General features: G+C 68.5%; 4 protein-coding genes. All 4 read left to right on the forward strand.

Annotated elements, in window-relative coordinates:
• Positions 1 to 32: 32 nt before the first annotated feature.
• The 4 genes from pglW (at position 33) to pglZ (ending at position 15,496) form a co-directional block, all read left to right on the forward strand.
• Positions 33 to 4,685: a BREX system serine/threonine kinase PglW gene (gene pglW, locus ACFVVA_RS16030; protein WP_387689880.1), complete on the forward strand. Its 4,653-nt coding sequence runs from the start codon at positions 33 to 35 to the stop codon at positions 4,683 to 4,685.
• On the forward strand, positions 4,682 to 8,269 hold the full coding sequence (gene pglX / locus ACFVVA_RS16035; protein WP_387689881.1) for a BREX-2 system adenine-specific DNA-methyltransferase PglX: 3,588 nt from the start codon (positions 4,682 to 4,684) through the stop codon (positions 8,267 to 8,269). Before pglW ends, pglX begins: the two co-directional genes overlap by 4 nt.
• Before the next feature lie 433 nt (positions 8,270 to 8,702).
• Complete coding sequence (locus ACFVVA_RS16040) at positions 8,703 to 12,614, forward strand: phage resistance protein (RefSeq protein WP_387689882.1); 3,912 nt, start codon at positions 8,703 to 8,705, stop codon at positions 12,612 to 12,614.
• Positions 12,611 to 15,496 (forward strand): BREX-2 system phosphatase PglZ, encoded by a 2,886-nt coding sequence (gene pglZ / locus ACFVVA_RS16045; RefSeq protein WP_387689884.1) that lies wholly within the window; start codon positions 12,611 to 12,613, stop codon positions 15,494 to 15,496. Before ACFVVA_RS16040 ends, pglZ begins: the two co-directional genes overlap by 4 nt.
• Positions 15,497 to 15,567 lie beyond the last annotated feature (71 nt).

Here is a 15,567-nt window from a genome sequence, read left to right on the forward strand (position 1 = left end):
AAGCACAATGCGAAAAGAAGCGGTGAGGGCGCATGCGGGACGGCCGGTGGGTAACGGTCACCGACTCGGAGTTCCAGCACGAGCGCCGCGGCCTGGAAGCGATCCGGGAGAAACTGCCGAACGCCGATCCGTGGCGGGCGTGGTCCAATTTCACCTTCACCGCCAACACCGGGCACGTCCGCGAGGTGGACCTACTGGTCGTGGCCCCGGGTGGGGTCTACCTGATCGAGCTGAAGGACTGGCACGGCTCGATCGAGTCCCGTAACGGCACCTGGCTGCAGACCCAGCCCAGCGGGCGCCAGGTTCCCCATGGGAACCCTCTCCATCTGGCGAACAAGAAGGCCAAGGAGCTGGCCGGACTGCTCACCCAGAACGGCCGGCGGGTCTGGGTCTCGGAGGTGGTCTGCTTCACCGATGCCTCGCTGCGGCAGCGACTGGCGCCCTCCGACCAACACGGTGTCTACACCGTCGACCAGGTGGTCGACATGCTTCAGCAGCCTCCCCGAGACGAACGGCGGCGGGTCGACGCCATCGCCTCCCGCGAGATCAAGGCTGCCCTGGAGAAGGTCGGCATCGCGCGGAGCGACGCCGAGTACAAGGTCGGCCCGTATCTGCTGAACCGCAAGTCCTTCGATTCCGGCCCCACCTGGGCCGACTATCTGGCCCGCCACAGCGAGCTCCCGGAAGCCGCCCGGGTCCGGATCTACCTGCGTGAACGAGGCTCCGACTCCGGCCTCCGGGCCTCGGTCGAACGCGCTGCCCTGCGCGAGGCCGCCGTGCTGCGGCGCTTCCGGCACCCAGGTGTAGTACAGCTGCGCCAGTACGATTCGTCCGGGCATTCGGCGGGCCCCGCGCTGATCTTCGATTACGACCCGCGGACCCTTCGGCTCGACGAGTACCTGGTGCAGTACGGGGCCAAGCTCGACATCCTGACCAGGATGTCGCTGGTGCGCCAGCTCGCCGAGACCATGCGCTCCGGGCACAGCAACCGGATCTACCACCGCACCCTCGCAGCCAGGGCCATCCACGTCGTCCCGCGCGGGCGCGGCCGCACCGCGGGCTCGGACGGCGAGGAGTCGGGCTGGCTCAACCCACGGCTACAGATCTCCGATTGGCAGGTCGCGGTCCAGCGGTCCTCCGGTGACAGCGCGGAGGGCAGCCCCCGGCTGGCCCCGACGGCGCTCTCACAGGCAGGAGCGCACGTGGCCGAGGCCGCCGACCCCTACCTCGCCCCCGAGCTCACGGCCCTCAGCCCCGACCCGATCATGCTCGACGTCTACGGCCTCGGGGTACTCACCTACCTACTGGCGACCCTGCAGCCCCCAGCCGCGAGCCAGGCCGAGCTGGTCGCCCGACTGGAGGCCGGCGAGGGCCTACGACCGAGCGCGGTCGTCGACGGCCTCTCGGAGGACATCGACGACCTGGTCCAGGCCGCGACCGCCTACAAACCCGAGCAGCGGCTCGCCTCGGTCGACGAGTTCCTGGAGATGCTGGAGTTCGTCGAGGACTCCCTGACGGCGCCGGCCGTGGAGGCCGTCGCGGTAACCGAACCCGCCGAGCGGCCGGAGAAGGATCCGCTGGACGCGGTGGCGGGCGACGTCCTGGCCAGCCGCTGGGACGTCCGTCGGCGGCTGGGCACCGGATCCACCAGCCGGGCCTTCCTCGTCCGGGACCTTCAGGCCGACCCACAGGCCCGGCGCTCCAAGGCCCTGTGCGTACTGAAGGTCGCACTGAGTGACAGCCGTGGCGAGGTGCTGGCCCACGAGGCCGAGGTCATGGGCCGGCTCCGCCCCGACTCCCGGATCATCCGACTGGTCGAACCGGAACCGCTCTCCATCGGCGGCCGGACCGTACTCGTCCTCGAGTACGTCGGAGACGAACGTGAGGACGAGGGCACAACCTCGGAGGTCAGGACCCGGCGGCGCGAGGAGACGGTTGCCCGGCAATTGCGCGAGCGAGGGCGTCTGCTGGTCGACCAGCTGGAAGCCTACGGCGACTACCTCTTCGGCGCAGTGGACTTCCTCGAGGGCGAGGGCGTCTGGCACCGGGACATCAAGCCGGACAACATCGCGATCCGCGTCCGCCCCAACCGGACCCGCGAGCTGGTGCTGATCGACTTCTCGCTGGCCGGATACCGGGTGCAGGACACCAGCGCCGGCACCGACGGCTACCTCGACCCGTTCATCGGGACGCTCACGCGCTCGGTCTACGACGCGCACGCCGAGCGGTACGCCGTAGCGGCGACCCTGCACGAGATGGCCTCGGGCGAGCTCCCGGTCTGGGGCGGTGGTCGGGTGTCCGCACGCCAGACCGATCCGGAAAAGGAGCCGTACCCGACGATCGCCGTCGAGGCGTTCGACCCGGCGGTCCGCGAAGGGCTCAAGGCCTTCTTCCTCAAAGCGCTGCACCGGGACGCGTCCCAGCGGTTCCCCGAGCTCAAGCCGATGCGGGACGCCTGGAAGAAGATCTTCCTCCAGCTTGAAACGGTGAAACCGAGCTCGGGGCGCACCCGCCACACCGCCGCCGATCAGGCGCCGGGCGGGACGCCTGCCGAGACTGCCGTACCAGTCATCGACGATGCCGAACCTGAGCACGCCGATCGACTGCGCGACCAGCTGGCCACCGAGGCCAACCGGCAGACAGCGATCTCTGCGGCCGGACTGAGCCCGGCTGCAGAGTCCTTCGTGTTCGGCCTCGGGGTGAACACCGTCGGCGAACTGCTGGACCTCAGCCAGCGGCAACTGGTCAACGCAAAGGGCCTCGGCCCCAAGACCCGTGGTGAGGTCCTCGGCCGCATCAAGGAGTGGCGCCGCAATCTTGCCGAGGAACCGGCCGGCCCGCTCACTCCGGAAGGCCGCAAGGCCGCGAAGGAGGAGCTGGCGGAGCTCTCGGTGGTCGAGCAGGCCGCCGTCGACGCGCTGGCGACGGGCGGTGCTGCGGGTGGGCTGTCCACGCGAACCCTGCGGACGGTCAGCCTGGACACCCTGGCGACGATCTTCGTGCCGGTGCTCAAGAAGGACGGCAGCAACGAGAACGAGGTCGAGACGGTCCGCTTGCTGCTGCGTCTGCCCGACCAGGCCGGTGTTCTCCCGGCCATCGGCGTCTGGCCCAAGCAGAAGGACGTCGCAGAGGCTCGCAACCTCACCGCGGGCCGCATCCCTCAGATCTTGAAGACGCAGCGCACCCGCTGGAGCAAGAACGCGGCGGTCCAGGTGCTGCGCGGCGAGATCCTGGAACTGCTGCACGCGCTGGGTCGAATCGCCTCGGTGGCGGAGATCGCCGATGCACTCGCCGTACGACGCGGCACGCGGCTCCAGGAACGCGGACATCGCAGGGCTCTGGGCCTCGCTGCTGTACGGGCCGTCCTCGAGATCGAACAGCTCGACCCGGCGGCAGCCCAGTTCAGGCACGTCGCCAACCGCGACGCGGCCGACGAGGGCATGGGCGCCGGGCTGCTGGCGCTGGAGGTCAGCGAGGACGACTCCCCCGACACCCCGTCGGCGCCCGGGCTGCTGGACTACGCGCAACGGCTAGGCAAGGTCGCCGACCGGCTCGCCAAGCTCGACACCCTGCCGACGGCGGCTAACGTGCTGGCCGAACTGGGCGCCGTTGCCCCACCGAACGGCGTGGTGGAGTGGGACGAGCGGCGGACGGTGGAGCTGGCCGCGGCGGCGTCGCGGAATGCGGCCGCTACACCCCGACTCGAGATCTACCCGCGCGATTTGTTGCTGGTCCGGGCTCTTCGGCTCACCCAGGCCGGGCTGGTCCGGATCACGCCCGGTGTGCCGGAAGGGCAGCAGCCCGGGCTGACCTGGGAAGACGTGCACGAGCGCGTCCGGGCCCGGTTCCCCGAGCTGCTGGACGGGAACGGCGGGCACTCGTTGCCCACCGGCGGTCCGCTGACGAAGGCACTGCGGGACGCCGGCTTCGATCTGGTCCTCTCGCTGCGCGAGGGCACGCGGACCATGCGCTACCTGCCGCGGCGGGTGGATGGTGGCTCCAGCTACCTCACGTCCGGTGCCGGCCGGCGGACCACGCGTATCTCGGCTATCACCCGGTACGACGACGACCCGCTGCTGGCAGGGGCCATGCAGGCGGAGGAGCGGCTGCTCTCGTCGGCACGGCGCGACGGCTTCCGGGCGTTGACCGTGCGGACCGGGCTCGCCCGGGAGGCGGCGAGTGAGCTGACCGGGGACGGTGGCGGGAGCAGGTTCGGCGCCGAGGCGGTGTCGGTGGCGGAGCTGCTGATCGCTGCCCTGCATGAGCTTGTCGACCCCCGGCCGAAGCCCACCTGGGAGACCATCCTGCGCGCCGACGGCGCGGAGCCGGGCACGCCGGCCGCGATGCGGTTCGGCGAGTACGTGCGGACGGCGTGGGGGGCGGTCGAGCCGAGGATCGGCGAGCTGGTGTCGGCGGAGGGGCCAGGGCGGCCTGTGCTGCTCGTCGACGGCGGGGTGTTCGCCCGGTACGACGCCATGGCAGTGCTGGACCGGCTCGCGGGGCGTTCACGGAACGGCGGGCGGGGGCTGTGGCTGCTCTGCCCACAGAGCGACCCGGCGCGTGATCCCCGGCTGGGGACGACGGCCGTGCCCTACCAGGCGGGTCTGGGAGAATGGATCGAGCTTCCGGATTCGTGGGTCAACAACGCCCACCGAGCCGGCGAGAGTGGAGAGGCGACGAAGTGATCGACCGCAAGGCCCTGTTGGCGGATCTGATCAAGCAGGTCAAGGCGGTCGAAACCGACCTCGACAGCCAGGTCAAGGCGGTCGAGGAGGTACGGGTCAAGCTGCGCGGCGAGTACGACCTGGCGCGGAAGCTCGGGCGTACGGCGGCGACGTGGAACTCGTGGTTGGACGAGCGCATCACGCAGGTCGCGGTGGCGTGGGTGCTCGGGACTGTGTTCGTGCGGTTCTGCGAGGACAACGAACTGATCCCGGAGCCGTATCTGACCGGGGCGTCTGACGAGCGGCGTGACCTCGCGCTCGAGCGGTACGCGGCGTATGTCGATGAGGATGCCGACCCCACGTATCGCGGGTGGCTGGAGCGGGCATTCGCTGAGCTGGGAGCGGGGCAGGCCGGTAAGCTGCTGTTCGACCGGCGGCACAACCCGCTGTTCCAAATTCCGCTCTCTCATGATGGTGCGCGGACGCTGGTCGAGTTCTGGCGCGAGCGAGACGAGGCCGGTGTCCTGGTCCATGACTTCACGGACAAGCTGAACGAGGACGGGACAGAGGGGTGGGACACCCGCTTCCTCGGCGATCTGTACCAGGACCTGTCTGAGGCGGCGCGAAAGACGTACGCGCTGCTGCAGACCCCGGAGTTCGTGGAGGAGTTCATCCTCGACCGAGCGATGGACCCGGCTGTACGGGAGTTCGGGTACGAGGGTCTGAAGATGATCGACCCCACGTGCGGGTCGGGCCACTTCGTACTGGGCGCGTTCCGGCGCCTGGTGAAGTTGTGGGCCGAGCGCCAGCCTGGGCGCGACCGGTACGAGCGCGTGCGGGCTGCGCTCGATTCGGTGCACGGCGTAGACATCAACCCGTTCGCGGTAGCCATCGCGCGTTTCCGCTTGCTAGTGGCGGCCATGGCAGCGGCACAGGTACGGACGCTGACCGAAGCCGGGAAGTACGACTGGCCCATTCACCTGGCTGTCGGCGACTCCCTCATCAAGGCGCGGCAGCTCGAGCTCACGCTACTGGGTGAGGAGTCAGACGATGAGCTGGCAGAATTCCACTATGCGACCGAGGACGTGCACGATCACCCGGGCATGCTGAATGAGGGCCGCTACCACGTGGTGGTGGGCAATCCGCCCTATATCACGGTCAAGGATAAGCAGCTCAATACACTGTATCGGGATCTATATGAATCATGCTCCCGGCAATACGCATTGTCAGTCCCCTTTGCCGAGCGATTCTTCCAGCTCGCCAAATCTTCCGACGCCGCCGGCAAGAAGAGCGGCTTCATTGGCCAGATCACCTCGAACTCATTCATGAAGCGCGAGTTCGGCCGCCCGCTCATCGAACACTTCTTCGGCCAGAAGGTTGAACTCACGGAGGTTATCGATACCGCAGGCGCATACATTCCGGGGCACGGAACGCCCACCGTGATTCTGATCGGGAGGAACCGGTCTGGATTGGCGCGTTCACAGACTGTCCGATCTGCGCTTGGCATCCAGGGCGAGCCGAAGGCCCCTCTGCGGGCAGCCGACGGGCTAGTCTGGCAGGCAATTATCAGCCAGATTGATAATCCCGGCTCCAATTCTCCGTGGATTAGCGTCGAAGATATTCCACGAACTCGTCTAGCCAGGTCTCCATGGAGCCTTTCCGGGGGCGGAAGCGCCGAGGTTTTCTCCCTTATCAATGACACATCCAGCGCCAAGCTGACCTCTCGGATCCGCCTCATTGGACGGTACACGCATACCGGGTCCGATGATAGCTACTTCGCATCTACGGGAACTTGGCAGAGGAGCAGAATCCTGCCGCAACACATCGTTCCGCTTGTCAGTGGCGACAATGTGCGCGATTGGAGCATTTCAACGGACGTTGAGTCGATCTTCCCCTACGGCGATGACTTGCGAGCAGAAATCGGAGACGACGTCACCCCAAGCCTCTGGCTCACCTATTCACTACTCAAGAATCGCCGAGAGCCCGGGGGTACACACGCAGAGATCGGACTGACCTGGTACGAGTGGAGCCGTTGGCATCCAGAGCGCTTCGCTACGCCGCTGGGAATTTCATTCCCGTTTGTGGCGACGCATAACCACTTCTCGCTAGACCGCGGCGGCAGGGTCTTCAATCGCCACGCCCCTGTAATCAAGTTGCAGGAAGGGGCAGGCGAAGAAGATTACCTTCAACTTCTTGGGGTACTTAATAGTTCCACTGCCTGCTTCTGGCTTAAGCAGGTTAGTCACGACAAGGGAAGCCAAGGAGTAAATGAGGGCTTCAAGTCGCAAGACTGGGAGCGCTTCTTTGAGTTCACTGGAACAAAAATCCAGGAGTTTCCTCTTCCGCCCTCATACCCGACTCTCCTCTCAGTAGCCCTCGATACGCTCTCCCAAGAGCTTGCCGCCACCAGCCCCGCCTCACTAACAGCAACCGGCACTTCACTGCCGACCGCCAATCAATTTAACAAGGCCAAGGGGGACTGGGAATCAATCCGTGCACGCATGATTTCCCTGCAGGAGGAGTTGGACTGGCGGGTCTACTCGCTCTACAAGTTGCACCCAGAAGACTTGAGCATTCCAGAGACTGATCTGCCTGAACTCGCCTTGGGTGAGAGAGCTTTTGAAATCGACCTGGCACGCCAGATCGAGAAGGGCAACTCCTCTGACGAGTGGTTCAAGCGTCATGGCTCTACCCCAATTACCGAGCTACCTGCCCACTGGCCCGACGCATACAAGGCTGTCGTCCAAAAACGCATTGAAGCCGTCTCAACCTCCCGTGCCATCGGCATGATCGAGCGACCTGAGTACAAGCGCCGCTGGGCTACCGAAGGATGGGACACCCTCCAGGAAAAGGCTCTCCGTGCCTGGCTGCTCAACCGCATCGAGAGCCACGAGCACTGGTTCCAGGACGGTCAACCCACCATCCTTACCCTCACCCAGCTCGCCGACGCGCTCTCCCATAACCAGGACTTCGTCTCCGTCTCCGAGATCTACGCACCGCGCAAGGAACTTGCCACCGTCGTCGCCGATCTCCTCACCGACGAGCACGTGCCGTTCCTCCCCGCCCTTCGCTACAAGCCCGCCGGGCTGAAGAAGCGCGCTGACTGGGAGCACGTATGGGACCTTCAGCGAGAGGAGGATGCAGCCCCGGACGAGCCTGCCAAGCAGAAGATCCGGGACTCTATCCCTGTGCCGCCGAAGTACACGTCGGCCGACTTCCTCAAGCCCTCCTACTGGAAGGCCCGGGGCAAGCTCGACGTGCCCAAGGAGCGGTTCATCTCCTACGCGACGACCACCTCCGGCACCCCCGATCTCTTCGGCTGGGCTGGCTGGGACCACCGCGAGCAGGCGCAGGCGCTGACCACGTACTTCACCAACAACGACTTCACCACCGAGGAGTTGACCCCCTACCTCGCGGGTCTGCTGGAGCTCCAGCCCTGGCTGAGCCAGTGGCATGGTGAGTTCGACGCGATGTACGGCGGTTCCCCTGCCGACTTCTTCGCCGGCTACCGCGCGCAGATTCAGGGTGAGCGCGGCCTGACCGACGACGACCTGCGGGCGTGGCGTCCGGCGCCTGCCCGTCGCGGTCGCACCGCCAAGGGCTGAGCCCTCAGTCGCGGAGCTCGTGCAACAGCCTCCGGCCGGAGGCTGTTGCACGAGCAGGAACCACCTCCGAGTCGATCAGGCATGACGGTCGGCTTCCGGCCGAACAACCGACTGCACTCCATATGCATCCGCCCTGCCGAGCCGCCGCCCGACCAGGAATAGCCCGTCCGCGCCGGCGCTGTGGCAAGGAAGCGCAGTTGCTCCGCACGCAACCAAACCAGCCCGCCGCCAGGCGGTCACCAGCCCCCGTCACTCTGCGCGATCTGGTGGCATCGCGCGGCGCTCCCGACGTAGCATTGCTGGTCATCGCTGGCGCGATCGGCGGGAACCTTCCGCCGCTCACCACCGCACCGTGCGGCTGCAAACGGCCGGCAGAGCCCCATGCCGGCGACGCACCGCAGGACGACGATGACGGAACGGACGAAAGCAGATCATGGCCCCGACGCCGGCCCAGCCGCCCCTTCTCCGCGATGTCATCGACATCAAGCCGTCCATCTCCACCTCGGACTTCGTCCTGAAGCTCGCCGAGGCGGTCACCGACGAAGGCGCCGCAGCCGCGCTCAAGGACTACGTCCTCACCGACCGCCTCCTCGAGAACTTCGACGAGGCCCTCGGCCTGATCAAGGCTGCCCTCGACGGGCACACCTCCAAGGCCGCTTACCTCCACGGCTCCTTCGGTTCCGGTAAGTCGCACTTCATGGCCGTCCTGCACGCCCTGCTCCGCGGCAACCAGGCGGCTCTGTCGCGCACCGGGTTCGACGCCGTGCTGGCCAAGCACGAATGGCTGAGCACCGAGCGCAAGAAGTTCCTACTCGTGCCGTACCACATGCTCGGTGCCAAGTCCCTCGAGCAGCGCGTCCTCGGCGGCTACGTTTCGCACGTCAAGGCCCTGCACCCGGAGGCCCCGACCCCGCAGGTCTACCGCACGGACGCGCTCTTCGAAGACGTCCAGCGACTGCGTGCCAAGGTCGGCGACGAGCAGTTCATCGCGGGCCTGGCCGGCGACAACGGCGCCGACATCGACGAGGACGACGACTGGGGCGAGGGGTTCGCCTGGACGCCCGCCCTGCTCAACGCCGCGCTCGCCGCGGAGCAGCAGGACGCTTCCGAGACCAACCTGAACATCGTCAGCCCCACCACTCCCGCCGAGCTACGCGCCAAGCTCGTCCACGACGCCATCGCAGGCTGGTTCCCGGGGTTCGCGCAGAACGCGAAGGAGGACGAGTTCGGCTTCATCTCCCTCGACGCCGGCCTCTCCGTCATTGCGGCCCACGCCAAGTCGCTCGGCTATGACGGGCTGATCCTCTTCATGGACGAGCTGATCCTCTGGCTCGCCAACCGTATCCACGATCAGAAGTTCGTCTCCCGCGAGGCCGACAAGATCACCAACTTCGTGGAGGGCGCCGACTCCCGCCGCGCCATCCCCGTCGTGTCGTTCATCGCCCGCCAGCGTGACCTGCGCGAACTGGTCGGCGAGGAGGTGTCCGGCGCCGGCGAGACCGCTATCCAAGACAGCCTCAACCTCGCCTCCGGCCGGTTCGACAAGATCACCCTTGAGGACCGCAACCTCCCGCAGATCGCCCACGCCCGCCTCCTCACACCGAAGGATGACGAGGCCCGCAAGCAGCTAGACGCAGCGTTCGCCAAGGCCAAGCGCACCGGCGGCCACCAGGTCTGGGACGTGCTGCTCGGTTCAGAAGAGGGCACCACTGGGGCGGACGAGGCTTCTTTCCGCCTCACCTACCCCTTCTCCCCCGCCTTCATGGACACCCTCGTCCACATCTCTTCTGCTCTCCAGCGCTCTCGCACTGGTCTGAAGCTGATGGGCCAGCTCCTGGCCGATCACCGGAACGACGCCCGCCTTGAGCAGCTGATCCCGCTCGGAGACCTCTACCCGGTGATCGCGGACGGCGGCGACAAGCCGTTCGTCGACAGCCTGAAGGCCGAGTTCCAGGCCGCCGACAAGCTCTACCGCACCAAGCTCCGCCCCTATCTGCTCGGCGAGAGCCTGATCACTGAGGAGGACATAGAGCGTTTCCGGACCCAGCCGAACACCGTCACCGATGCCCAATTGCGGCAGCGCTGCCTCAACTTCATCGGCGACAACCGGCTGATGTGCACCCTCCTGTTGTCCGCGCTTGCGCCTAGCGTGCCAGCCCTGCGCGACCTGACCGTTCGCCGCCTTGGCGCGCTCAACTACGGATCGGTCATCTCGCCGATTCCGGGTGCCGAGGTCGGCGTCATCAGAAAGAAGGTCACCGACTGGGCCTCTCGGTTCGCCGAGATCAAGGAGACCGGCACCGACGCCAACGCTGGCGTCCGGCTGGAACTCGCCGGGGTGGATGTCGACTCCGTCATCGCCAACGCCAACGTCAACGACAACCCCGGCAACCGCCGCGTCCTCGCCCGCCGCCTCCTCGCCGAGGAGCTCGGCGTCGAGACGCACGACGGCCGACTCGACGCCGACGAGCTGAAGTTCGTTTGGCGCGGCTCGAACCGCTCGGTGGAGGTCGTCTTCGGCAACGTCGCCGACCGGGACACCATGCCCGACCACGAGTTCAGCCCCAGCTACGAGAACAACTGGCGTTTCGTCGTCGACCTGCCCTTCGACGAGAGCGAGTACGGGCCGGTCGACGACGCCAATCGGATCCGCGACCTGCGTGTTCAGTCCGGCGAGCAGCGCCCGCGGACGGTCGCGTGGCTCCCCACCCATCTGTCGACCGCGCGCTTCCAGGACTTCCGCCGTCTGGTCACCATCGACTACGCGCTCAGCGACCAGCGTCGCTTCGACACCCAGTACGCCGGGCACCTGAACGCCGACAACCGGGCCCGTGCCAAGGCACTGCTGGAGGGCCAGCGCGAGTCGCTGACCAAGACCGTCAAGGCCGCTCTCAAGCAGGCGTACGGACTGGCCGAGAAGAAGAGCTCCGACGTCGAACTCGGCTTCGACGACCACTTCGAGCCGCTGCCGGACGTCCCCGACCTGCGTCCGTCGATCGGCCAGTCGCTGCACGACGCCGCCCGGCACGTGGCGGGCAAGCTGCTCACTCACCAGTACCCCGCTCACCCCGTCTTCGACCGGGACCTGCCCGGCACCGTCGTCAAGCCCACGGATGCCAAGACCGTATTCGCCCACATCCGCGCCGCCGGCGAGGCCAGCGACCGTCGCGTCGAGATCCCTGCCAAGGACCGCCCGGTGATGAAGCGGATCGCCGGGGAGCTCGGCCTGGGGCAGCAGAAGGAGGCGTACTTCGAGCTCTCCACCCGCTGGCCCGACCACTTTCGCCGGGAGGCCAAGACCGACGGCGTCACCGGTGACCTGAGCGTCGTCCGTCTCACCGACTGGCTGGACCGGCCCGAGCCGATGGGCCTGAACCCGTTCCTGGCCAACCTGGTCATCGCCTCGTTCGCCGAGCTCGACGACAGGGTGTGGGTGCGCGGCGGCGGTCTGCTCGATCCTGCCCCCGAACTGGCGGCTATCAAGTCGGGCGATGCCCTGCGTACCCAGCCGCTGCCCGACGAGGCGGCCTGGGAGGAGGCCGGTCGCCGCTACCAGCACATCCTCGGCGCCAAGCCGCCGACCCTGCGCCGCAGCCGAATCGCAAGCCGATTCGCCGCCGACGTCGTGGCCGCCGCACGCAGGTACCAGCCGCACGCGACCAGCCTCGTCCAGCAGCTCGACAAGCGTGCCGCGCTGCTCGGTCTGGACGACACGGACGGCACTGGCCGGCTCGCCCTGGCCAGGCGCTCGCTCGACCTGCTCGACGTGCTCATCGCCGCCGACAAGGGACCGGCGGCCGGATCCGGCGCAGCCAAGCAGGTCATCGGTGTTTTCGCTGCCTTCGATCTCGGTGCAGTCTCGGCGGAGCGCTACGGCAGGTCGATCAAGCAGGCCGAGGCCGTCGCCTCCGCGCTGGCCGGCGCCGCCTGGGACATGCTCAAGCTCGCGCCCAACTACGGCCCGGCCGGCCAGGCCGTTTTGGAGGAACTGCGGGGGCTCGCCCGGGAGGTTACGACCGACCTGCCTCAGGCCCTCAAGGACGCCCGGCGCGCCATCGTCGAGGTCATCGACCGTAGCCAGGCCGCCGCGAAGCCCCCGCAGCCGCCCGTCACCCCGGTGACCCCGCCGGAACCCGTCCCCGGGGCCGACGACACGGACCTCGACACCCGCACCAGCGATCCCCGCGTGCCCACCGAGCCCACCACCCGCCGCCCCCTCCGCCGCTCCGGCGGCAGCCGGACCACCGCAGCCCGCGCCATCGCCGAGCTCCGTGCCGATCTGGAGGAGCTGGCGGCCAGGGAGCCGAACACCACTGTCGAGATCAGCTGGAAGGTGGTCGAATGAGCACCCCGGTCGTCACCACCAGCGCGGTCCGGCTGAACGCCGGCACCGTCGCCCAGTACCTGGCCTCGCAACCAGGATTCACCAGCAACCGGCGCAAGGCCGTCCTACTGCGCGCCGCACCCGAGTGGGACGGTGCCCCCGAACTCGGCTGGGGCGAGGGGCGACGGGCCCGGGTCGCGGCCGCGCCCTCCCCGCTCGCCGTGTACGAGCTGGTCCTGGCCCACCTTTCCGCCGACGCGTCGGGCCCCGAGGTCCTGGTCGTCCTGACGGATCGGGAGGAGTCGGAGCTGGGCCCCGACCTGCTGGCCCGGGTGTACCGGCAGCGGGTCAACGCCGTCGACACCTGGGACGTGGTCCGGCAGGCCTTCGGTGCCGCCAGCGCCGACAACCGGCTGCTCAAGGACAACTGGGCCGCCGAGTCGCTTCTGGACGCGACCCCGCCTGCAGGCTGGCCGCAGCTGGGCGGCGGTGTGCTGGCCCGCCCCGGGGCCCTTGCCTCCCTCGCGCTGCGGCGACTCGGCATCGGCCGCTTCGATCCGGACCGGACGGAGCAGGCCGCGTCGGACACCGGCCTCGACGTTCCCGCCCTGCTGCGCTGGTCGCTGACGCCCGGCGGTTCGGACCGCTTCCTGGCCCTGCGCGCGCCCGAGCGGGCAGGGCTGACCGCGTTCCTGTCCGAGGAGGATCAGGCCGGTCTCACCGGCAAGGCCCTCCTGGCCCTGGTCACCGCCGAACACGGCCCGGACGCGGTCGCCTTCGGTCTGGTCTGCGCGGCCCTGTGGGTGCACGCGGACGCGGGCTCGGCAACGGCCGAGGACTACCGGGCGCGCGGGCGCGCCGAGCGATGGTTCGGCGAGGAGCCGCCGGCCCACGGCGAGGCCCTGGACGCGTTGGTGGCCGCCTTCGGGCGCAGCTGCGAGGAGTTCGTCTCCGTTCTCCTGCTGACCGGCCGAACGGGTTCCGGCGATGAGGCTGCCTCCGCCCGACGGTTGACCGGAGCCGTGCTGGACCGGGCGGACGCGCTGGTCGAACAGTTCGGTGCGCATCCGGCCGCCGAGGCCAGTCCGGTCCTGGCGGCCGGTCTCGAGGCCCGCTTCGCCGAGGTTGGCCGGGCCCTGGGCACGAGCGACTTGCCGCGCCTCGCGCGGGCGGTGCTGACGGTCGGCGAGCACCGGCTCGCGTCAGGCGACACGGCCCGGACCAGGGTCGAGCGGGCCCGCATGGCGCAGCGGCTCGCCCAGTGGCTGGCCACCGACCCGTCGACCGAGGTCCCGACGGTGGCCGCCGGTGTCAGCCGCCATGTCGCCGAGACCGGCTGGGTCGATCTGGCACTCGAACACATCGAGGCGGGCGGCGACCGCGACGACGTCCTGAAGACCGCCTACGACCGGCTCTGTTCCTCGATCCGGGCCCGACGCCGTGAAATCGACCACCGATTCGCCAAGGTCCTGGCCACGTGGACAGCGGCCGGGACCGATCCCGGCACCATGCTCACCGTGGAGACCTTCCTCCCGAGAATTATGGGCCCGGTGGTGAAGGCCGGCGAGCGCCGCGTGCTGCTCGTGGTCGTCGACGGGATGAGCGCTGCCATAGCGACCGAACTCGGCGCAGAGCTGCGCGAGCACTGGGCCGAGTACGACGTGACGCCCCGGGCGGTGGGGAGCGCGGCCTCCGAGGTTCCGTCGAGCGCCCCACAGCGCCGGGCCGTGGCGGCCGCCCTGCCGACCGTGACCGCGGTCTCCCGCACCTCCCTCTTCGCCGCCCGGCTGATGGCGGGCACGCAGGCCGACGAGAAGCGGATTCTCCCCACCCACCGGTTCTGGGGCGGGGAGAAGGTGGCGGTCTTCCACAAGGACGACCTCCGCAGCGAGACGGGCGGCGCGATCTTCGGTCCCGCGCTCACCGAGGCGCTGGCCGGTGACACGCACGTCGTCGTGGTGCTCAACACCGTCGACGACCGGCTCGCCAAGGAGCAGAAGCACGGCGACGGCTCGTGGCGGCTCTCCGACATAGGAGGCCTGCAGGATCTCCTGCGACTCGCCGCCGCGCAGGGGCGGGCGGTCATCATCACCAGCGACCACGGACACGTGGTCGACCGGCGCGGAATCAAGGTGGAACGCGACGGCGCCGTCTCCGCCCGGCACCGTGCCCCCGGGGGTGAGCTCGGCGACGCCGAGATCGCCCTCTCGGGGTCACGGGTGGTCTCCCCCCAGACCGACGGCGAGATCGTCGCGCTGTGGGACGCCGACTCCCGCTACACCGCTCTCAAGGCCGGCTACCACGGCGGGGCTTCACTCGCCGAGGTGGCCATCCCCGTTCTCGCACTCCTACCATTCGGGGCAACCCCGCCGAAGGGATGGCGCGAGCTGGGCAACCCGGAGCCCGCTTGGTGGAACCTCCTGCCAGGCACTGCCCAACCCCGATCGGTCCCGGCGGGGCCTCCGAAGAAGCCTGCCAAGGCACCGCGGCCGGCCAAACCTGCGGCACCTGGTCACGACGCCCTCTTCGAGGTCGTGCTCAAACCGACGGTCGACGACGGCGACGCGCTGCTGGCGCCCACTCTGGTCTCCCCTCAGGACACCTTGGTCGGGAACCTGCTGGGCTCCCAGATCTTCCAGGACCAGGTGGATCTGCTCAGGACCAAGCCCGATCTGGCCAAGGTCGAGAAGGCCCTGCGGGCGCTGCTGGACGCCGGCGGCACGCTGCCGGTCACCGCGCTCGCGCAACGGATCGGCCTGCTGGCCGTCCGCGCGGACGGTTTCTCCGCCGTGCTGCGGCAGCTGCTCAACTACGACAGCATCCAGGTCCTGGAAACGCTGCCCGACGGCCGCACCCTACGGCTCGACACCGGGCTGCTGCGCGCCCAGTTCGACCTGCGGTGAACCGGCGCGCCGAGGCGGTGCTCCCTCCTCGGCGCGCCTCCGTACGACGGACTCGATCGAGCACCGGCAGA

Source organism: Kitasatospora sp. NPDC058048 (assembly GCF_042885555.1).
Classification (GTDB): domain Bacteria; phylum Actinomycetota; class Actinomycetes; order Streptomycetales; family Streptomycetaceae; genus Kitasatospora; species Kitasatospora lactacystinica.

Bases quoted from the DNA above. Each gene is read 5' to 3' on its own strand.
- pglW (WP_387689880.1), top strand. From the start codon at position 33: ATGCGGGACGGCCGGTGGGTAACGGTCACCGACTCGGAGTTCCAGCAC.
- ACFVVA_RS16040 (WP_387689882.1), top strand. From the start codon at position 8,703: ATGGCCCCGACGCCGGCCCAGCCGCCCCTTCTCCGCGATGTCATCGAC.
- pglZ (WP_387689884.1), top strand. From the start codon at position 12,611: ATGAGCACCCCGGTCGTCACCACCAGCGCGGTCCGGCTGAACGCCGGC.